Annotated in this window: 17 protein-coding genes, 1 pseudogene and 1 riboswitch; of the genes and pseudogenes, 12 read left to right on the top strand and 6 right to left on the bottom strand. The window is 39.9% G+C overall.

Translation table 11 applies throughout. The features are described 5' to 3' along the window. Positions 1-299: 299 nt before the first annotated feature. Positions 300-1,007 (bottom strand): Fe-S oxidoreductase, encoded by a 708-nt coding sequence (locus ABS917_RS06060; RefSeq protein WP_350478161.1) that lies wholly within the window; start codon positions 1,005-1,007, stop codon positions 300-302. Positions 1,008-1,115: 108 nt separating this feature from the next. On the opposite strand from ABS917_RS06060, the gene ABS917_RS06055 reads away from it, so the two are divergent. The 4 genes from ABS917_RS06055 to ABS917_RS06040 all read left to right on the top strand — a co-directional run bounded on the left by ABS917_RS06055 (position 1,116) and on the right by ABS917_RS06040 (position 4,790). Next, complete coding sequence (locus ABS917_RS06055) at positions 1,116-1,544, top strand: DUF4395 domain-containing protein (protein ID WP_350478160.1); 429 nt, start codon at positions 1,116-1,118, stop codon at positions 1,542-1,544. A 370-nt stretch (positions 1,545-1,914) separates the two neighbouring features. Beyond that, positions 1,915-3,189 (top strand): polysaccharide deacetylase family protein, encoded by a 1,275-nt coding sequence (locus ABS917_RS06050; protein WP_350478159.1) that lies wholly within the window; start codon positions 1,915-1,917, stop codon positions 3,187-3,189. Between the two features lie 26 nt (positions 3,190-3,215). Next, on the top strand, positions 3,216-3,710 hold the full coding sequence (locus ABS917_RS06045) for a sigma-70 family RNA polymerase sigma factor (RefSeq protein ID WP_350478158.1): 495 nt from the start codon (positions 3,216-3,218) through the stop codon (positions 3,708-3,710). Positions 3,711-3,713: 3 nt separating this feature from the next. Continuing rightward, positions 3,714-4,790, top strand: a complete 1,077-nt coding sequence (locus ABS917_RS06040) for a S26 family signal peptidase (RefSeq protein WP_350478157.1) — start codon at positions 3,714-3,716, stop codon at positions 4,788-4,790. Positions 4,791-4,815: 25 nt separating this feature from the next. Here the strand turns inward: ABS917_RS06040 and ABS917_RS06035 are convergent, their stop codons facing one another. The 3 genes from ABS917_RS06035 to ABS917_RS06025 form a co-directional block, all read right to left on the bottom strand. After that, positions 4,816-5,781, bottom strand: a complete 966-nt coding sequence (locus tag ABS917_RS06035) for a DMT family transporter (RefSeq protein ID WP_350478156.1) — start codon at positions 5,779-5,781, stop codon at positions 4,816-4,818. 97 nt (positions 5,782-5,878) lie between these two features. Next, positions 5,879-7,102, bottom strand: coding sequence for a peptidase T (gene pepT / locus ABS917_RS06030; RefSeq protein WP_350478155.1), 1,224 nt, complete (start codon positions 7,100-7,102; stop codon positions 5,879-5,881). Between the two features lie 30 nt (positions 7,103-7,132). Continuing rightward, positions 7,133-7,795 carry a lysoplasmalogenase gene (locus ABS917_RS06025; RefSeq protein ID WP_350478154.1) on the bottom strand — a complete coding sequence of 221 codons (663 nt, stop codon included), beginning with the start codon at positions 7,793-7,795 and terminating at the stop codon, positions 7,133-7,135. Positions 7,796-7,965: 170 nt separating this feature from the next. Between ABS917_RS06025 and ABS917_RS06020 the strand changes: the two genes are divergently transcribed. Further along, positions 7,966-9,645 (top strand): hypothetical protein, encoded by a 1,680-nt coding sequence (locus tag ABS917_RS06020; protein WP_350478153.1) that lies wholly within the window; start codon positions 7,966-7,968, stop codon positions 9,643-9,645. A 246-nt stretch (positions 9,646-9,891) separates the two neighbouring features. Here the strand turns inward: ABS917_RS06020 and nfsA are convergent, their stop codons facing one another. Next, on the bottom strand, positions 9,892-10,626 hold the full coding sequence (nfsA, locus tag ABS917_RS06015; protein WP_350478152.1) for an oxygen-insensitive NADPH nitroreductase: 735 nt from the start codon (positions 10,624-10,626) through the stop codon (positions 9,892-9,894). Between the two features lie 246 nt (positions 10,627-10,872). Further along, positions 10,873-10,987, top strand: a riboswitch (SAM riboswitch). Between the two features lie 117 nt (positions 10,988-11,104). On the opposite strand from nfsA, the gene ABS917_RS06010 reads away from it, so the two are divergent. The 3 genes from ABS917_RS06010 to ABS917_RS06000 all read left to right on the top strand — a co-directional run bounded on the left by ABS917_RS06010 (position 11,105) and on the right by ABS917_RS06000 (position 14,635). Then, positions 11,105-12,409 (top strand): O-acetylhomoserine aminocarboxypropyltransferase/cysteine synthase family protein, encoded by a 1,305-nt coding sequence (locus tag ABS917_RS06010; RefSeq protein WP_350478151.1) that lies wholly within the window; start codon positions 11,105-11,107, stop codon positions 12,407-12,409. A gap of 192 nt (positions 12,410-12,601) precedes the next feature. Beyond that, positions 12,602-13,000: a hypothetical protein gene (locus ABS917_RS06005; RefSeq protein WP_350478271.1), complete on the top strand. Its 399-nt coding sequence runs from the start codon at positions 12,602-12,604 to the stop codon at positions 12,998-13,000. Between the two features lie 648 nt (positions 13,001-13,648). Continuing rightward, a complete protein-coding gene (locus tag ABS917_RS06000; RefSeq protein ID WP_350478150.1) occupies positions 13,649-14,635 on the top strand; it encodes a homoserine dehydrogenase in 987 nt (328 codons plus the stop codon). Positions 14,636-14,689: 54 nt separating this feature from the next. On the opposite strand, the gene ABS917_RS05995 is transcribed toward ABS917_RS06000, so the two are convergent. Next, positions 14,690-14,920, bottom strand: a complete 231-nt coding sequence (locus tag ABS917_RS05995; protein ID WP_350478149.1) for a MerR family transcriptional regulator — start codon at positions 14,918-14,920, stop codon at positions 14,690-14,692. 121 nt (positions 14,921-15,041) lie between these two features. On the opposite strand from ABS917_RS05995, the gene ABS917_RS05990 reads away from it, so the two are divergent. The 4 genes and pseudogenes from ABS917_RS05990 to ABS917_RS05975 form a co-directional block, all read left to right on the top strand. Then, the gene (locus tag ABS917_RS05990; RefSeq protein WP_350478148.1) at positions 15,042-15,908 is read left to right on the top strand and encodes a DMT family transporter; all 867 of its coding nucleotides are present in this window, start codon (positions 15,042-15,044) and stop codon (positions 15,906-15,908) included. Positions 15,909-16,169: 261 nt separating this feature from the next. Next, the gene (locus tag ABS917_RS05985; RefSeq protein ID WP_350478147.1) at positions 16,170-16,856 is read left to right on the top strand and encodes a response regulator transcription factor; all 687 of its coding nucleotides are present in this window, start codon (positions 16,170-16,172) and stop codon (positions 16,854-16,856) included. Positions 16,857-17,000: 144 nt separating this feature from the next. Then, entirely contained in the window at positions 17,001-19,196 is a 2,196-nt protein-coding gene (locus ABS917_RS05980; protein ID WP_350478146.1) for a sensor histidine kinase, read from the top strand. A 367-nt stretch (positions 19,197-19,563) separates the two neighbouring features. Beyond that, positions 19,564-19,871 (top strand): annotated as a pseudogene (locus ABS917_RS05975) (metallophosphoesterase); the annotation flags it as partial.

The raw sequence follows: 19,871 nt of genomic DNA, 5'->3' as shown, positions 1-19,871 counted from the left end.
TAAGGCGATGCTATGAAGTTTGTAGCATCGTTTTTTTTGCGTCGAGTGGTTGCAGCGATATTAGAAAAGTTGAACCGGATATTAGAAAAACGGTGATATTTATTAGAAGATCGGATATCTATATTTGAACATCTCCGACCTTTATTAGAACATCGGATTACTTTATTAGAAAATCAGGAACTTATTAGAACTTTACAAGGTATATTAGAAAAAGCAGGCCGGATATTAGAAAACGTGCCTCCAAGCAAATCCTGCAAAATAAAAAAGTGCCGCTATTAAACGGCACTTAAAACAAAACATTATTTCATCGGACAAAATCCGCAAGCCATTAAGCCGGGAATGTCTTTAGAAAAACAGCAGCTTTTGCGAACAGGCTGATTGATGAGAGCGGAAGGGTTTTTTCCGCCTGTATAATTTAAAAACAGCGATTTGTCCGAGAAGTAACGCCAAACATTTTTATCTTCGAGCATGTCCAAATCCTCGAAAGCGCGGTCCGCCAATGCCGGATTTTCGAGTAATGTATGGAAGTGCCAAAGCATGTATCCGAAAATATTTTCCCATAAAGTCAGCGGCGAAATGGACGTTGTTTTCCGTAGCTGGCCAATAACAACAGATGTTTTGTATAAAATATCCGCCATCACTCGTTCGCGCTCATCATCCTCCACATAGCGGAAATCATTTGGGTTTATATACATCCCGAGTGTATGAATGCCGAACTCCTGAACAATAGCGAACCGCAAATCTTCGGGCTTGCCGTCCCAAACCTCATCATACGTAGTCAGCATATAAAACTGCATTGCGACAAACATGCCGTATCGACGTCCGAAGTGGGAGATGGCCGCAGCTTCCGTAGCAGCATTCGTGATGCCCATCATCAAATTGCGGAAATCCGTCAAATAGAAGTCTTTATGTAGATTCGCCAATGTAAATAATGGACGGTCAGGTTCTTCGGTGAAAATGCTGTAGGAATTTAATTGTCGTACTTGATCATAAGAAAGTGCAGGCATACGTATCACCTTTTCTAAAAAAATATTTATATTAACTATACCATCTCTCTTCCCAAACGAGGTGAAAAAGGCTAAAATGAATAAAACATATAAGAAAGGTTGGTTTTAATGACGAAACCGATTTCTGTACCAAGACCATTAGTTCGTGTAAATCAGTGGGTTATATTTTTATCAGTCGTTATCACATGGGTGACAGGACAGTACTGGATTTTAGCGATACCGTTAATAGCAAATTTACTTGGGATTTTCACCGGGTTTAATCCAATTATGCGTTTTGCGAAAATATTTTTAACGAAAGACATCAAATCGTATATTCCTGAAGATATTGGACAGCAAAAATTCAATTCTGCGATTGCGAGTTTTTGTCTGGCAGGTGGAATAGTAGGTTTTGCATTTAATTGGCCGGTCGTTGCATACGGCTTTACGGTTATGGTGGCGGTCGCATCATTTGTAGCAATTTTAGGCTTTTGCATCGGCTGCTTTATGGTATTCCAATACAAACAGTACCAATATCGTCGTTCATTAAAAAATACTTAAAAAGATTATTGGAAATAGGTTGACAATGATAGTGATAATCATTATCATTATAACTGTAGCAAGAGCTTATTTGTAATACAGTACAAATAAGTCTGAGCTAACAACTTTTCTCCAGGAGTTTGTTAGCTCAGCCATAGCGTTCTAAACCCCCTCATTTAGAATGTAAGTTTGACTGTGTGTCAGACACTGAGTTTTTCACCCTTTATATTTTTCTTCTAGTTTTTCTTCCTTTGTTGGGAGACCCATTGCCCGTGTCGCTTACAGATACGGGTATTTTTGTGTGCAAAAAATTTACAAAACTTTTTTGAAACTTATTTTGAATTTCTCCGTCTGTACGTTGCTTCAATAGAAAATGTAGGCGGAGGAAATGATGAAAAAGTTAATTGCTGTAGGGTTTATCGCTGTATGCGTACTATTCCTGACAATTGAATATAGAGGTTCAAGTGAAAAGATTGAACGTGCAGTTGCAAATGAAAAGGATATGGGGGGTATAGAAAATGGAACCCAAATAGAACAAGCTACACATCTATTTGAAAAGGTTATAGTCCTGAATGACGAACAGCCGATTTATATAAAAGGAAATGCACTCACGGAGATTGGTGCTGTACATCCGAATACTTCTTTTGCGATCGTAGGAGAAGATGAACTTTATTATGAATTGCGATTCGGGAAAATCTCGGCTTTTATTAAAAAGGGAAGTGCCACTGTAGAAAAACGTCCGCTTGAGACGTTAGTAAATACAGAAATAACGAATTCAATCAAAACGACAGAACAAATAAATGTATATGAAGAAAAGGATCTTACAAGCAGTGTGTTGCTGCAGCTTTCAAAAGGGTTTCGTTACCCGATAGTGGGGGAAATTGATGAGTGGTTTGTAATCAAAGTTGGAGAACGTGCCGGCTATATACATAAAACATCAGTTGAAATAGATGAAGGAATTCCAGTTTTAGTGTATCATCATATTTTGCCGAAAGAAGAAATGGTGACAAATGCGAGTACGGTTTCTGTAAAATCATTTGAACAGCAAATGGCCTTTTTGGCTGAAGAGCAATTTACAACAATTTCGACAACACAGCTATATGATTATTTGGAAGGTCGCCAAATTTTACCGGTTAATTCAATACTCATTACATTTGATGATGGTCTGTTATCTACAAAGGTCTATGCCTACCCTATTTTAAAGGAACATGGATTTTCTGCGGTACAGCATATTATATCTTCTCGTACAGGACGTTCTGAAGGTCAACAAGTTTTTGATGCCAAAGGACCGCTTCAATTTTTCACAGCCGAAGAGATGCAGCAAGTGACGGATGTGTTTCAATACGAAGCGCATACACATAACTTGCATCAGTTCAGCAATGGGGCAGGAATCGCATTAGAACTGTCGTCTGCTGATATTGCGATGGATTTGCAGCAAAATGTTAATATGCTGTCAAATGCCACTTCTTTAGCGTATCCATTTGGTCATTACGACGAAGATATGATTGCAGCGATGAAGGAAGTAGGACTGTTAATCGGTTTTACGACTAATGAAGGCTATGCTAATATGCAGCAATCAAATTATGAGGTCAATCGTTTCGGCATGACGGAAAATAAAACATTTGAACAGTTCACGTCCTTTGTAAAGGGGGTGGACTGGTCTTAAGGATATAAGAAGGTGTTAATCGTTACATGAGAGAATTTGATGCAATTGTTGATGAGCACACGCGTTATTTAGTACGCATCGCTTATTTGTACGTTAAAAATTGGGCTACCGCCGAGGACATCGTACAGGAAGTGTTTGTAACATACTTTCAAAAGAGCGACCAGTTTCGCAATGAGTCGTCATTGAAAACGTATTTAACAAAAATGACTGCCAATCGCGCAAAAGATTATTTACGCTCATGGAAGCATAAAAAGGATGTCGTTTTTGAAACGATCTTTGCTCAAACAAAAGGTACGGACGAAGAAGTTATACAAAAAGAGCAGCTTGCATCACTTGAACAGAAGTTATTCCAGCTACCACTGAAATATCGTGAGCCGCTCATTTTATTTTATTATGACGAACAATCCATTGCCGATATTGCACTGTATTTACAGCTGAATGAAAATACGGTGAAAACACGTTTGCGTCGAGCAAAGCAACAATTGAAAGAGTTTTTTAGCGAAGAGGGATTGGAGGAATGACGCATGGATCCATTTAAAAAACAACTGGATGAAATGATGGGTGATACAAGCTTGCAGGAAAGTCGTATTAAGCAGCGTGTGAAATCCGAATTGACTCCGCCCCCCCGAAAACAGAAACGTTCATGGCATGTTCAATTAGTGACGGCAGCTGTTGCAGCAGTTGCGGTATTTCTAATTATGACAGCCGTTCCTTTTACGCAAATTTCGGGAAATGAAGGGCGGGGTGCCCCTTATGATCCGCTTGATGATTTAGCGGAAATTGCTACTCTTCAAAAAAAGAAGCAATTATCAGCAATCGATTATGATTCCTTTGCACAGCTACCAGTGCTGGAACAGTTATCGGATTTACAATATGTAGATAAAGAAACCTTTACACTTGCAGGGAAAAAGGGACTTTACCATACAGTGATAGAACGTCAGGAAAATTTATTTGATGAAGCCGTTTACGAAACTGGCGATGTAGTACGAACGATGACTAATACGAGCAGTCATTTACCAATATACGAAAACGCCTATTATGAAGTAGTCGCAGTACCGGGAGACCGTGTCGTTTTGCAGGACGGCAAGCTAACGGTAAATGGGAAGCCTGTAAGATCGGATTTAAAGGAATTGTATGAGGAAAAAGGCAATACGATTGCAGGAGGCTACGATCAGTTATTAAATGCGCGTGAATACTTTTTGGTGAATCATTTCCCGGCAGAAAATACAATGCAGGCAGGTACAATTACCGCTGTGCATAAAATTTACGGGGAAGTCGTAGCATTGGCAGAGCAAAGTACAACAGCATCAATTTACTTTGATTTAGAAAATGACTATACACCAGAACAATATTTTGATCTTTATTTGTATGATCAAATTTTTGGAGATGGGTCAATTAGTGAAAGATTATCAGCAAGTGATATTCCATTTACACATTCGAACCGTTTAGGCGAGCTGTTTTTGGAAGCGTCTTACCGAAATGTTACGTATTTATCCGATACAGAAGTGGAAATACGCTACCAGTATGACCGTGAAGCTGTAGGTGAATATGTGTTTAAAATGTATAAAGATCCGACTGGCATTTGGCAGTGGGGAATGTAGCAAAAAGGGTAGTGACAAAATGTCGCTACCCTTTTTCATTTGCTGCTTGTAATCTTTTATTCATTAGTACTGTGTGATAGCTATGTAGCAGCATGCCGATAATAATGACCGTCAGTCCGATTAAAGCGATCGGCTGCGGGAGCGGTACACTTAGTAAAATCATTTCACCGACCATCGCAAAAAGAACTTCTGTAGATTGTGTTGCTTCAACGGCTGCCAGCTTTCCTTGATCATGGCGCACACGGTCTGTTGCGATAAAGAAAAGTATTGTCGCAATGACACCGGAAGAAACAGCAACAAGCAGTGATTGGTACACTTGGCTCGCAGACGGCAGGCCGACAGTAAACATTGCATAGGTTGCGAGTAAGATCCATGCCGGCAAGGAAGCGATTGTCATGCCTAGAACACGTTGAAACGGGTCGACCCTTCCCTTGCATAATTCCATCATTTTCCGATTGCCGAGCGGGTAGGCAAATGCCGCAATGATCACTGGCAGTATGCCGAAAAGCAGGCTTTTCATAGAAACTGACTGTGCCTGCGGGATTTGAATAAGCAAAATCCCGAATAAGATAATGCCCGAGATACCAAGTGAAATAAGCGGGATTTTTGCCCTGATGTCTTTTCCAGAGACAGTCGTAATAAATAGCGGAGCTAACAAAACACCTGCTACAATTGTAAACTGCCATGTACCTGATACGAGCCAGCCTGGACCGAATGCCGCAGCAAATGTAAGCGGCGCATAAAATAATACGAACCCGACAAAGCTCCAAACGAGCCATGCACCTGGATGATCTTTCATTTCATTCGTTAAAATACGAAATCCGCCTTTTCCTCGAATGGCGACAATGGCAATGAGAAAGGGGAGCATAAAGAAGTAGCGGAGGGAAGAACTCCATAGCCAGCTGCCGCCTTCCAATTCCATTGAATGGTTCAATACAAATGTAACCGCAAAAAATAAGGCCGCTAAAATGCCAATCAGTATTTCCTTCATCACACACCTCACTTGATTGTATTGAATTTTCTGTCTATTAAGTATACAAAAAAATGGAGCGAAAGTAATCGCCCCATTCAAAATTTTCCGTTTTGTATTAACGTTTTTCAAACAACTGAACCATTTCGATAATGACTTCCGTCGCTTTTTCCATCGTTTCAGCTGATACAAATTCATATTTACCATGCATATTTTCGCCGCCCGCAAAAATATTCGGTGTCGGCAAGCCCATATATGAAAGCTGGGAACCGTCAGTACCGCCGCGGATTGGCTCTACAATCGGTGTAATGTTAAACTTGGCAAACGCTTCTTTTACGATATCGACGATTTCCATAACAGGCTCGATTTTTTCGCCCATATTGTAATATTGATCCTCGATCGCTACAGTAATTGCTTCTTCACCGTATTTTGCCTGTAACTCTTTGCCGACCTTTGCCATATACGCTTTTTTCTCTTCGAATTTAGCGCGGTCATGGTCACGAATAATGTATGACATTGTTGTTTCTTCAATTCCACCGTTGAAATGCATTAAGTGAATAAAGCCTTCATAGCCGTCCGTTTTTTCAGGAACCGCTTCTTTAGGCATTTCGTTTTGGAATTCAATTGCCATTGTAATCGAGTTCACCATTTTATTTTTTGCAGAACCCGGGTGGATGTTCGTGCCGCGTGTCGTTACTTTTACGCCAGCTGCATTAAAGCTTTCAAATTGTAACTCGCCAAGCGGACCGCCATCCATTGTGTACGCATAATCCGCACCGAATTTCTCGACATCAAACTTGTGCGGACCGCGCCCGATTTCTTCGTCCGGTGTAAATGCTACACGGATTTTTCCGTGCTTGATTTCCGGATTGTTAACTAAGTATTCCATCGCCGTCATAATTTCAGCGATGCCGGCTTTATCATCCGCACCAAGCAATGTATTGCCGTCTGTCGTAATTAACGTTTGGCCAACATAGTTTTTTAAGTTCGGGAAGTAATCCGGAGCCATTACTAAACCATTTTTTAATGTAATCGCTTCACCGTCATAGTTATCGATACGCTGAGGCTGTACATTTGTTCCTGTGTAATCAGATGTCGTATCAACATGCGCCAAAAAGCCAAGTGTCGGTACGTCTTTGTCTGTATTTGATTCAATTGTTGCAAAAAGGTAGCCGTTTTCGTCCAGCGTAATATCTGTTAAACCGATTTCTGCCAATTCATCTTTTAATACATGTAATAAATCGAATTGCTTCATTGTTGAAGGGGTTGTGTCAGAGTTGAAATCTGATTGTGTATCAATTTTTGCATAGCGTACTAAACGTTCAATTACTTTCTCTTTCATACGAAAAAGACCTCCTAATACTTATTGCTTTTATTCTACACTTTTTATTTCGGTTTTTGAACTAATTTTGTCATAATCAAATATACTCAGCATGAGGAAAAACTGTGCGCCGTAATACGTGAACATGATCAGGATATGGGAATAGGGAACATCAAACATAAAGCGGTTAATAGCCAATACCGAATCCGACATGATAAAGAGGATGGCGCCGATTACAGCAAACTTACTGCCTGTTCGGAAAGATGTCCATCCCATCGTTAAAATAACGAAAATATAAGCGGTCACTGCAATAGCAAGTACAGTGTCTCCTTTTTGCTGCAGGCTTCCCGCAATCCAGAACATCATAAGCGTACCGTATAAAGCTAAAATAATTTTTACATACAGTGGTGTATTCTGCTGATTTGTTGAACGGAAAGCAAAAATATAGAAAATATGACCGATCAGGAAAAAGATCAGTCCAACGATGAACCACTGCAATGTATAGTCGCCAACCGCACAGAAAATTAAACCAATGGAGATAAGCCAATAATACGGAGATTTCACATGTACTTTCGATAAAAATGCAAGTGCTATAAGCAAAATCATTGGCAAAAGTTTAAAGACCATTTTTAACGAACTATCGATCGTTTCAAAAAAGAATACATAGTACAAACCCAGCCCGAAGAACAGTAAAATCAGAACTTTACGTGCCATCTATTAACCCCCTAAGTAAAAATGTTTATATATAATTACCAAATAACCAAACTATGATTTTATAAAAATGCAATATATGCTCTATTATGCCAGAAATTATGCAGTTTTACTTGTTTATGAATCTTTTTGAAAGGTTATTCGTACATAGTAAGTAAGAGAGGGTGATTGTTATGGGACAATTATTGCTAATAACGGCAATTGGATCACTTTTGATCACATTATTATTAATGCCGTTATCAAAAAAGGTTCGCAATAAGGAGCTTTCATCAAAAACATTTACAAGCTTATTTATTACAACATTTATAGTAAGTTTTATTTCTGTATTTTTAACTGTATATATTTCTAAAATCGATCTAAGCTGGACGATTTTCTTATACGTAATACCTGTTGTAGCGATTATTGGGGCAATATTTGCTGTTGGCAAGGAGCAAAAAATTAAATCGGCCATTGTGCTTGTAAGCATTATTGGAATCGGTTATTTAGTAAGTGCGCCATTTTTAAATGCAGATGAAAAATACAAGTCTTCAGAGATGAAGGAAAAGACGGAAATTTCGCCGTTCGATGAGACGAAAACACCGGCAAGTGTACCGCCTAAATTCGCTAAAAATAAAATGAAAAAAGCGTTTGGACAGGTGCCCAACACGAGCTACTATGAATTAGGAAACCTGCAAATACAAAAAGTAAATGATCAGTATGTTTACATTGCACCTGTAGAGTTTTCAGGATTCTTTAAGTGGTTTAACGGAAAAACAACACCTGGTTATTTCACGATGAGTGCGACAGACTCTAGCGATAATCCGAAGTTTGTAAAAGCTGAAATGAGCTATGTTCCATCTGCTTATTTAAATAAAAATCTGGAGCGTCATATTCGTCTTCAAAATCCATCATTAATTTTCTATGGAGATCCACAGCTGGAAATTGATGAAGACGGAAAGCCATATTACATCCGTTCTTACGGTGAATTTATTTCGGCACGTAACGGCTTTGATGTAAAAGGGGTTGTGCTTGTAGACGCGGAGACAGGTGCAACAGAGAAAATTGCGATTGCAGATGTACCGGCATTTATTGACGGTGCTGTATCACCGGAAGCAGTAAGTCTGCAAAACAGTTATTACGGTAACTATGTACACGGTTTCTGGAATAGTCTTGTCGGCAAAAAGGATGTTAAGTTGCCGAGTGATGAAGGGACGGAAGCAAATGTAAGCCCGATCTTTATGGAAGACGGGGAAATGTATTATTTCACTGATTTTACAAGTCCAAAAGAGGGCGTTGACTCGATGCTTGGTTATGCATTAACACATGCACGTACTGGTGAAGCAACGTACTATACCGGAAATCTGGAAGAGTCTTATATGGATTCGCAAGGGGCTCTTGAAATTATCGAGAAAAAATTCATTGAAAAAGAATGGGAAGGCGAAATGCCGATCCTATACAACTTCTATGGTGAAGCGAGTTGGCTGTCGGCTGTGCTTGATGCGAACGGATTCCTGCAAAATTACTTCATCGTGTCTGCAGCAAACCCCGAAATTTCGGCATTTGGTACAACACCAAATGAAGCGCTAAGGCTTTATAAAACAGCGCTAAGCCGTGGCGGAAGTACAGTAGACGGTACTTCGAATGCCGAAGAGGCTAAGGCGACGGTAAAAGTAGTGCGTGTTTATAAAGAGCGTGTAGGTGATTTCACAATCGTTTCATTCCTTGCGAACACAGGTGAAAACTTTATCGTTTCTACAGAAGTTGCACCGTTTGCGATCTACTTGCAGGAAGGTGACCAGGCGACGATTACGTATGCGAAAACAGGAGAAGATTTCCAGCCTGTAAAAGCATTGCAGATTGAAGGATTGAAATAAACAAATAAAGAAATTTGGGCAGAAGTAGAAGTACCGTTGGATAAGAGGCAAACCCTTATTAAGAAACGGATACTTTGTAAAATTGATTGGAATGTAGGGCGACTCCAGCGGGAAAAGCACGACGCCTGAGACTACAGGCTCAGGCCGTGCCCGCGGAAAGCGTCCCGGAATGGAAATCAATTTTTACCGCACAGCAAAAAAAGCTATTTTTCTCACAGAGAAAAATAGCTTTTTTGGTTTATTACCTTACTTCCAAGTAAAGCCCTGTGAAGCGAGGAAGTCTTTAATATGCGGACGGTTTTGTTCAACCAAGTAATCAGCCATTTGTTTCGTCCATGTTGCAGTCTTCTGATTCGAAGAACGGCTGCTGTAATAGTCTTCCATAATTCCATCGTACTCATCTAGAAGCGTCTCGTATTTATCAACGTCATAACCATTTTCATGCAATACTGCAGCTACCGGTAAACGTGGTTTTGTTTCATTGCGTTTTGTCGGTGTACCAATTGTCATGGCAAATAACGGGAAAACGTACTCCGGTAAATTAAACAGCTCGCTGATTTCCTTAGGATTTGTACGGGCACCACCGATATAGCAAATGCCGTAACCCATTGATTCAGCTGCAATAACGAAGTTTTGGGCAAATAACGCAACATCTGCTACCCCTACAAGCACGTTTTCAGCTGTGTCAGCAGAAATATCAACCCCGTGCTTTTGACCAGCTACCAGCAAACGTTTAAAATCTACGCAAAACAAGAAAGAGGCACCCGCTGTTTTAAACTGAAATTCGTTTTTAGACAGTTCACCAAGCTTCGATTTCTTTTCTTCATCCGTTACCCAAATGACACTGTATGCCTGAACAAAATGCGAACTTGCCGCCATTTGTGCTGTTTCGATTAAATCGATGACAGTTTCTTTTGAAATTTCCTCACCTGTATATTTACGAACAGATGTATGACTGCGTAATAATTCTTTAGTATTCACGTGAACATCTCCCTTTTATGTAATAAAAACTTAATTGTTTATCCTTCAAACTTATTTTAGCCAATATTTTACTTGAAGTCGATTATTAGCGTCTGTTCAAATTCATAGGAAGGGGATTTTTGCATATCGTTATATACAGATAAGAGTAATCAGAATATAAATCTGAAAATTTTAATTTTTTTGTGTTGACATATCGGATTAGTATGTTTTATACTGAGACTCAACGATGGAACACAAATCACATAACTCTTATCAAGAGCGGCGGAGGGAATAGGCCCTGAGATGCCCGGCAACCAGTAAGTGATGAACTGACTAAGGTGCTAAATCCTACAAAATGGACAATCATTTTGAAAGATAAGAGGAGGCAAACTTGCTCATGCGCAACCCTCTTCTTAACTGAAGAGGGTTTTTTTCATTTAAAAAATCCTCCTCAAAAAACACCGATTTCACCATCGATTAAATTTTTGGGGGTAATAAAATGACAAATTTAAGACCTGAAACACTATTATTACACGGGGGTCAAAAGCCAGACCCGGAAACAGGAGCAATCGCAGTCCCGGTTTACCGTACAACGGCCTATGCATTTAACGACACAGCTCATGCGCAACGTCTTTTTGCATTACAGGAAACAGGCAATATTTATTCTCGTATTATGAACCCGACAGTCGGGGCATTTGAAGAACGGGTTGCTTTATTAGAAGGGGGTACTGCTGCAGTAGGGCTTTCATCTGGCGCAGCAGCAGTAGCATTTTCTATTTTAAACGTTGCCGGTGCAGGAGATGAGATTGTTGCGGCAGGTTCTCTTTACGGAGGGACATACAATTTATTCGCAACTACATTGCCTCGCTACGGCATTACAGTAAAGTTTGTGGATGAATCAGATCCTGCAAACTTCCAAGCGGCAATCACTGATAAAACGAAGGCGATCTTCGCAGAAATAATCGGAAATCCAAGCTTGAAAGTACTCGATATTGAAGCGGTAGCGAACATCGCTCATGACAATGGTCTTCCTTTATTAATAGACAGCACATTTGCTTCCCCATACGGAAGTAATCCGATTGAATTCGGCGCGGATGTTGTCATTCATTCTGCAACAAAGTGGATTGGCGGTCATGGAACGACAATCGGCGGGATTGTCGTTGATGCCGGGAAGTTCGACTGGACACAAGGAAGACATCCAGGATTTACGGAACCGGATACTTCTTACCATGGTCTACGCTACGGAATTGACACAGCAGGCGCTGCATTTGCGACAAAGCTTCGTGTTCAACTATTGCGAGATTTTGGTCCAACATTATCTGCTGACGCTGCATTTAACTTCCTGCAAGGACTTGAAACGCTTCATTTGCGTATTGTCCGTCACAATGAAAACACACAAAAAGTTGCCGAGTATTTAAGAAACCACCCATTTGTGGAATACGTAAATTACAACGGCTTTGAAGATTTTGAGACACATGATTTAGCGAAAAAATATTTGAAAAACGGCTTCGGATCAATCATTACGTTCGGTATTAAAGGGGGACGTGAAGCAGGGCGCCAAGTAATTGATAACGTGGAATTATTCTCGCATGTAGCCAACGTTGGGGATGCCCGTTCATTGATTATCCATCCTGCGAGCACAACGCACCAACAGTTATCTGCTGAAGAATTAAAAACTGCCGGCGTATCGGAAGAGCTCATTCGCTTATCGATCGGGTTAGAAGCAGCAGAAGATATTATCGCGGATTTAGAACAGGCATTAGCGAAAGTTGCGGCTGAAGTAGGCGTAGAAACGAACGCATAAAAAACTATAAAAAAGGCTTAGCTTTTCCCATTCGAGAAGCTAAGCAATTTTCAGAAAATTAATCCCTACTATTTTTATAAGTTTTATTGACAAATTAAATACCAAGTAATACAATTGGGATAATAAAATTACCAACCGGAAAAATTTAGAAGTGATGTTGCAGCATCATTGGAAGAAAAGGAGTTGTTCAACATGGGGAAAGTATACAGTGCACAGAACGTTGCAGCCTATATTATTTATGAACTAAATGACGTAAAGGAATTTGTGAACGCTTGCGCTATCCAGCGAATTTTGGCAGATGTAAATACTATGTGGCAGTATGTTTTTGGACACAGTGCTTTCTCAGAACAAGCTCACGATCTTGCCACAGCGGGTTATGTTGTAAAAGAAGTTGCCGAGGAATACAAGATTCATGGTACAGCCCATATTTTATCGCCAGCCAGAGAGTGGTTCTTAAAATATGGTGAATTTCAGTTAGTGGAGCGCCCATATGCGATCCCTGACTACTCCGCAAAAGAGGAAATCGTCATGACCAAGATTTTAACTGCCTATCGTTTACGGACATATAATGATATTAGCGTGGCAGTATAAAATAATTCCGGAACACTAGCGAGCCCCCTTGCTAGTGTTTTTTTATTTTTTGACGACTTCTTGTACGGAGTATGGCGTTTTATTAGAAAAGAATGAAGACGGTTATTAGAGCAAGTTTTGGGGATATTAGAAGAAATGGTGATGTTATTAGAATTTGGGTGAACTTAGGGTTTGGGTACGATTCTTTTCAAGCAAGAAACGTGTGCGAAACTGGTGTTGACGTTTTTATTAGAACAATGATGTGTAATATTAGAAGAAGTGTAAGTGATATTAGAAAATTGAGCCAAGATATTAGCACATTCCGGCCCCATTTTAGAACATTGAACGGTTATATTAGAAGATCGCAATTTTATTAGAACATTTTAAAATATATTAGATGATTTCCGAATATATTAGAAAATAACAAAACTCTCTCACTAAATAACCCCAAAAAACAAGAAGTGACTGGAAATATTTAAGCCACGGTCCCTAAATTAGCTCTTAAAAAATAAAATTTGGATGAATATTGACCGTTTACAGTAAACAAATGTCCTTCTAGGCGAGATTTCCCTTGTTTTCATGTATTATATAGGATAGAATTTTCTTTAAGATAAATTTTTTGAATTATTCGTTAATATATGTGTGTTAAGAATTTGGAGGAGAAAGGCAATGGCAACAATCAAGGCAGCGATCTTAGGATTTGGCACAGTAGGTCAGGGAATTTACCATATTTTAAATGAAAAGAGGCAGGAGCTTCGCGAAAAGCTAGGTGTTGAACTGGAGGTCGCGAAGATTTTAGTAACCGATGCAAGCCGTGAGCGTGTACCGGGCACAAAACATTTAATGACGGAATCAATTGATGACGTACTGGCGGAAAGTAATCTGCAAGTTGTATTTGAAGCGATTGTAAATGAAGAGCCGGCATTCACTTACTTAAAGCGCGCTATTGAGGCAAAATGCCATGTCATAACAGCGAATAAAGTAATGCTTGCAAAACGTGGCGAGGAGCTCGAAGCATTGGCTAAAGTAAATGGTGTTTTCGTAGGCTTCGAGGCAACGGTAGCAGGTGGCGTGCCGATTATTAAAACAATGAAAAATATTCTCCTTGTCAACGAAGTAAGCTGTGTTCAAGGAATTTTAAATGGAACGACAAACTATATTTTAACAAAGATGCGTGCGGAAGGCTGGAGCTTTGAACAAGCGTTAAAAGAAGCGCAGCAATTAGGCTATGCTGAAGCAGATCCATTTAATGATGTATCGGGTCAGGACGCATTTAAAAAGCTTATGATTTTATCGAGCCTTGCATTTGGAGAACAGCCAAATTGGGCAGATGTTGAAGTGATCGGCATCGATACAATCTCATCAGAGCAAGTAGCGGAAGCAACAGCACAAGGTCTTCGCTATCGTCATGTGGCGGAAGTGGAAAAACTCGAAGACGGTACAATTCAGGCAAAAGTGGCACCACTACTAGTGAACAATGAACATCCGCTTTATCCGGTAGACGATGTGTTCAATGCAGTGACGATGGAGACAAACTACATCGGAACTTTATCAGTAATTGGGCCTGGAGCGGGGATGTATCCGACTGCAAGTGTAATGGTAGAGGATTACGCTGAAATTATCGGTAAACGTGCGGGATTTACAGTCACTATATAATAAGAAGAGATTAAAAAAGAAGCGAACTCGATGAACGAATTCGCTTCTTTTCTTTTAGTCTTCATCCTTTATATCGACATCTTCGGGAATCGGTGTGTTCTTCCAGATTTCGATCTCTTCTTTAATTCGTTCGAGTTGCTGATGGTACGTATCAAATTGCGCACTATTAATTAAAAAGTGTTCACCATCATGCACTGCTTTAATGCGACCAGCATAAATGTACTGTAAAACCTGATGTTCAGGCATGCCTATATCTGCTGCAGTTTGTTCTACCGTTTTATACATCATGATGCCTCCTTTTTAGTTTTAGTTAACCTTATTATAAAACGATTTTAATAAAACTTCATCTCGAATAGACTTACAACGTATGATAGCATAATTAATATAATTAAATGGGGTGTGGGATGTGAATATTTTACCGTATCTGTTTGTGCTGCTGGCCGCAATGCTTTGGGGGACGGTTGGAACAACACAAACCTTTTTATCGGAAGGGATTTCTTCTTTTGCGGTAGCGGGTGTAAGGTCGGGTATTGGCGGCGGGGTGTTGCTGCTGGCAGTTCTTTTAATGCGGAAAATTTCATTCCGTAACTGGTCATGGAAGTGGACCATTTTAGCGGCAATCGCAATTGCTTTATTCCAAAGTCTGTTTTTCACATCTGTCCGCTTTACAGGAGTTGCTGTAGGGACGGTTGTGACAATAGGAAGTGCGCCAGTATTTGCGGGATTCATAGAGTGGATCTTTTGGAAAGTCCGGCCAACCCTCGTATGGTTAATAGCGACAGTGCTCGCCATTGTCGGCTGCCTGCTGTTGTTTATGAATCAAGGTGAGACGGCGATTAACCCGCTCGGTATTGGGCTAGCATTGGCTGCAGGTTCCATGTTTGCGCTTTATACGAATGTGAGTAAGCAGTTGATGAAAAGGGAAGAAACATTGCCTGCTGTAGCAATGACCTTTTCCATCTGCGCATTGTTTTTGCTGCCGCTCGCAGCAAAAGATGGTTTTGGGTGGCTGACAGAAGGCGTAAATATTTGGCCGATTCTTTTTATGGCACTTGCCGCTACAAGTTTGGCATACATATTATTTTTAGGCGGCTTAAAGAAAATCAGTTCGTCAGCCGCAGTGACATTGAGCTTAGCCGAACCTTTAACAGCGGCATTACTCGGAGTGTTTTTAGTAGGAGAACATTTAACATTTGTTGCATGGCTCGGTGTTAGTTTACTATTAGGTGGAATAGTTGTGCTAACATTCGGCACAAAGAAAGCTGCTTCATAGGAGGCAGTTTTTTTATTGGCATAAGTACACGGTGAAAGTGGAACAAACTGTCCATAAAGTTGAAAGTTCTGTGTGAGAAGTTGAACTTTTTAAATGAAAAGTAGAATCTAACGCAGGGAAAGTAGAAAAAATCGTATATAAAGTGGAATTTCTTTTAATTTAAAAAAGAAATCTTAAGAATTTCTTCAGATTTACAGTAGTGAGATGTTAAGAAATGGGCTTTATTATAAACTTATAAGAAAAAGTTGTGAGGTGAGCAAGATGAATCAGCTGACGGTGCTCGTAACAGATGACGATCAGGACATCCGGGACGGCATAGAAATTTATTTGAAAAACGAAGGCTACCGGGTGTTAAAAGCAGCAGACGGGCTTGAGGCAATCAAACTGCTTGAACAAAACGAAGTACACTGCATTATTTTAGACATTATGATGCCGAATATGGACGGGATTACCGCCACATTCAAAATTCGTGCAGAACGCAATATCCCGATCATTATGCTCAGTGCAAAGGCGGAACAAACCGATAAGATCCACGGGCTTTCAGTAGGGGCGGACGATTATATTACAAAGCCGTTCCACCCGCTTGAACTGATGGCACGCGTAAAGTCACAGCTAAGACGCTATGTGAACCTCGGCACGGTAGGGGAATCCGCTCCGCTTGTTGAAGGACTTGAGCTTGATGCTGCGGCACGGGAAATCCGTGTGGACGGAGAGCCTGTCAAACTGACACCGACTGAGTATAAAATAACCGAACTTCTATTAAAGAATGCGGGGCGCGTCTATTCGATCAGCGATATTTATGAACTCGTATGGAATGAACCCGCTTATAATGCCGAAAATATTGTTGCCGTGCATATTCGTAAAATCCGAGAAAAAATTGAAGCAGATCCGAAAAATCCCCGTTATTTAAAAGTAGTTTGGGGATTGGGTTATAAAATTGAAAAGTAAAATTCTCTCTTGGGTTGGAGCACTCGGCGCGGCATTCGGTTTTTATTTTCTCGGGACATATTTTATCGACTATTTGACAGGGCGTTTTGTACCTTTAGTAAAGCAATTTCTATATTTTTTATAATTAAGTGAGGAGGAAGAAAAATGAAAAATAATAAATTATACCTCCAGCTTTTTCTTATATTTATGGTAGCAACTGCAGTCAGTTTAATTTTTACTAATGGCGGTCGTTATTTAGGAAAAACTTTTTATGATTCGCAAAACTATAACAACGAGGCAGAGAACTTAGTATACGAGTTCTCGCAATATGTGTTTAACACGCCGACGGAAGAGGAATTTAAAGGGGCTTTAACAGTATCGGATGAGGAAATGGACGGTTACCGTACATATTACGGCTCCCTTGCTGAGCAAATTCAAAATATTAAAGAGCAGTATTCAAGCGAAATAAATGCAACACAAGATCAGGAAGTAATCGAGGCAATTGAACAAGAACGTGATGCCAAAATTGCCGACATTAAGAAAAACTTTGAAGATGATGAGTATGTAAAAGAAAAAATACTAGTAATTAAGGAAAAAGCAATTCAGCAGAAGCTAAAAGAAATTGAAAGAGAAAAGAAAGAAGTTTTGAGCAAATACAATCACTTTGCTTATGAATTTAAAGATGAAAAAACCGGAGAAGTTTACCGTAATGGCGATATTAGTGAAAAGAGTGTCTTTAAAAAAACAGTTAACAATGTAGGAAAAAACCTCTCAGGTATCTATCCGCTTAATTATTATGAGTATGATAACATGGGGGTTCTGCAAGATAGCTATACACTTGAGCAGGATTTATCGGATATTTCGGGTGTTGTAACAGTGCCGGTTAGTTGGATCGCAAACACTCATATAAGCAATGAAAAAAGTGCGTTTATCATTACGAAATATGTATATTACGGCATTATTCTTGGGGGGATAATCAGTTTCGTTTTATTGATGACTTCTTTAAAACCAACGCTTGAGCAATTCAATCGTAAGTTTCAGCTACGTGAACTATTTGAACGTTTCCCTATTGATATTCGAATCGTAGCAACTCTTATTGCAACATACTTTGTATTTTTATTTAATGGTTCTTTTACAAGATCCATCCAGACGCTAATTTATCACTATACGGATAATCGTTCGGGTTTTCTTACGGATTTTATCGTGACAGGCGTTATCAGTTTTGCGCTTATTGTTGCAATCGTCTTTATGGTTGTTTCGATATGGGTAAGTTTAAAAGGGCAACGTGATGTGGAGAAAATCTGGCCGGAGACATTTACGGCGAAGTTTGTAGATGGTGCCATCTCAATGTTTGAAAATCGTTCAATCGGGATGCAGTCACTAATATTGCTTTTTGTTGTTTTCCTTGGGGGCTTTGGATTTGCCGTTGTTATGACAGCAGGCAGTTTCGGTGTTTTCCTGTTTTATATGTTTTTATTTGTAGTGTTCTTCATTCCGGTACTTTACATTTTTATGCGTCGTATGGGCTACCTGAACCGTATTATGCAGCATACTGAGAACATGGCGCATGGCCGTCTTACAAAGGATTTAAAAGTGAAGGGGAAATCTCCGTTAGCGAGACATGCCGAAAATTTAAATGGGCTTCGTGAAGGTGTTCGCAATAGCATGAATGAACAGGCAAAAAGTGAACAGATGAAAACAGAGCTGATTACGAATGTCAGCCATGATTTGCGTACACCGCTCACATCGATTATTACGTATACGGATTTATTGAAAAATCCATCGATCACAGAGGAAGAGCGAAAAAAATATATCGAAATTTTAGATGCGAAATCGAATCGTTTAAAAACATTAATTGAAGATTTATTTGAAGTATCGAAAATGGCAAGCGGCAATGTAGAAATTACGAAACAGCGCATCGACTTAGCACAACTGTTGCAGCAGGCGGTCGGTGAGCATGGAGAAGACTTTGCAGCAGCCAATTTGGATTTACGTATCAATATTGCGGATCAGCCGATTTATGCTAGGGTGGACGGGCAAAAGTGGTGGCGTGTAATTGATAACTTAATTATTAACGCACGGAAATATTCATTGGAAGGCACACGTGTTTACGTCAATTTGAAGTCGCATGAAGGCAATGCGGAATTGACTGTAAAAAATGTAGCGAAATACGAGCTGAACGAGGAAGCATCCCAATTAATAGAGCGTTTCAAACGTGCTGATACATCACGTCATACAGAAGGCTCAGGGCTAGGGCTAGCGATTGCGCAGTCAATTGTTGATTTGCATGACGGCCAATTGGAAATCGCAGTTGATGGGGATCTGTTTAAAGTGACGGTTAGTATTCCAATAGATAATTAATGAGTAAACTACAGCGAGGGGGAGTGTGCCTTGCTGTAGTTTTTTGTTTTGGTGGCGCGTGAGTGTCAGGCGGGGATTATTAGAAGAAAAAGGTTTTTATTAGAAGAAGTAGGTGCGGTATTTGAAGATTCCGAACGATTATTTGAAAAGTTCACCTACATATTAGAAAAACGGGCGAGAATATTAGAAGGTCCCGTTTATATTAGAACAAGTGAACGCCATATTAGAAAAAAACGATTTTATTAGAAAACGGCAAACGAAGCCCCTCTCCCCACATTTAAAAAGCTTATTGACTAACGCCATATACACAAAATATAGTAAAATAGCAACATTGCAGTTGACAAAATAAGTTAGGAGCGACATTACAATGCGTATACTTTTAGGCATAGCAGCATTAGCGATATATAGTGGTCTTACATTTTATCTTGGATGGAATTTTAGAGCATGGCTGTTGTCGATTCAGCAGTTTCGCTGGCCGATTGTTTATTGGACAGTGCTGTTTCTCATATCATACGGTTATTTTATAGGAAAGCTTCATCCACTGTTAACGCCACTTTCGGTGCTCGGCAGCTATTGGATGTTCTTTTTGCAGTACGGGCTCATCCTTTGTATCATTGCAAACTTAATCATTAAGTTTACACCGCTTACAACGAAACTGGTCGGGACAGGGGTTGT

This window comes from Solibacillus sp. (genome assembly GCF_040273735.1).
Lineage (GTDB): Bacteria > Bacillota > Bacilli > Bacillales_A > Planococcaceae > Solibacillus.
Note: the sequence above shows the minus strand (reverse complement) of the source record. Positions and strands in the feature narration are given on the sequence as shown.

What these genes read in the sequence shown, in the direction of transcription:
- ABS917_RS06060 (WP_350478161.1), bottom strand. Translation starts at nt 1,007, where the DNA reads ATGCCTGCACTTTCTTATGATCAAGTACGACAATTAAATTCCTACAGC.
- ABS917_RS06055 (WP_350478160.1), top strand. Translation starts at nt 1,116, where the DNA reads ATGACGAAACCGATTTCTGTACCAAGACCATTAGTTCGTGTAAATCAG.
- ABS917_RS06050 (WP_350478159.1), top strand. Translation starts at nt 1,915, where the DNA reads ATGAAAAAGTTAATTGCTGTAGGGTTTATCGCTGTATGCGTACTATTC.
- ABS917_RS06045 (WP_350478158.1), top strand. Translation starts at nt 3,216, where the DNA reads ATGAGAGAATTTGATGCAATTGTTGATGAGCACACGCGTTATTTAGTA.
- ABS917_RS06040 (WP_350478157.1), top strand. Translation starts at nt 3,714, where the DNA reads ATGGATCCATTTAAAAAACAACTGGATGAAATGATGGGTGATACAAGC.
- ABS917_RS06035 (WP_350478156.1), bottom strand. Translation starts at nt 5,781, where the DNA reads ATGAAGGAAATACTGATTGGCATTTTAGCGGCCTTATTTTTTGCGGTT.
- pepT (WP_350478155.1), bottom strand. Translation starts at nt 7,102, where the DNA reads ATGAAAGAGAAAGTAATTGAACGTTTAGTACGCTATGCAAAAATTGAT.
- ABS917_RS06025 (WP_350478154.1), bottom strand. Translation starts at nt 7,795, where the DNA reads ATGGCACGTAAAGTTCTGATTTTACTGTTCTTCGGGCTGGGTTTGTAC.
- ABS917_RS06020 (WP_350478153.1), top strand. Translation starts at nt 7,966, where the DNA reads ATGGGACAATTATTGCTAATAACGGCAATTGGATCACTTTTGATCACA.
- ABS917_RS06010 (WP_350478151.1), top strand. Translation starts at nt 11,105, where the DNA reads ATGACAAATTTAAGACCTGAAACACTATTATTACACGGGGGTCAAAAG.
- ABS917_RS06005 (WP_350478271.1), top strand. Translation starts at nt 12,602, where the DNA reads ATGGGGAAAGTATACAGTGCACAGAACGTTGCAGCCTATATTATTTAT.
- ABS917_RS06000 (WP_350478150.1), top strand. Translation starts at nt 13,649, where the DNA reads ATGGCAACAATCAAGGCAGCGATCTTAGGATTTGGCACAGTAGGTCAG.
- ABS917_RS05995 (WP_350478149.1), bottom strand. Translation starts at nt 14,920, where the DNA reads ATGTATAAAACGGTAGAACAAACTGCAGCAGATATAGGCATGCCTGAA.
- ABS917_RS05985 (WP_350478147.1), top strand. Translation starts at nt 16,170, where the DNA reads ATGAATCAGCTGACGGTGCTCGTAACAGATGACGATCAGGACATCCGG.
- ABS917_RS05980 (WP_350478146.1), top strand. Translation starts at nt 17,001, where the DNA reads ATGAAAAATAATAAATTATACCTCCAGCTTTTTCTTATATTTATGGTA.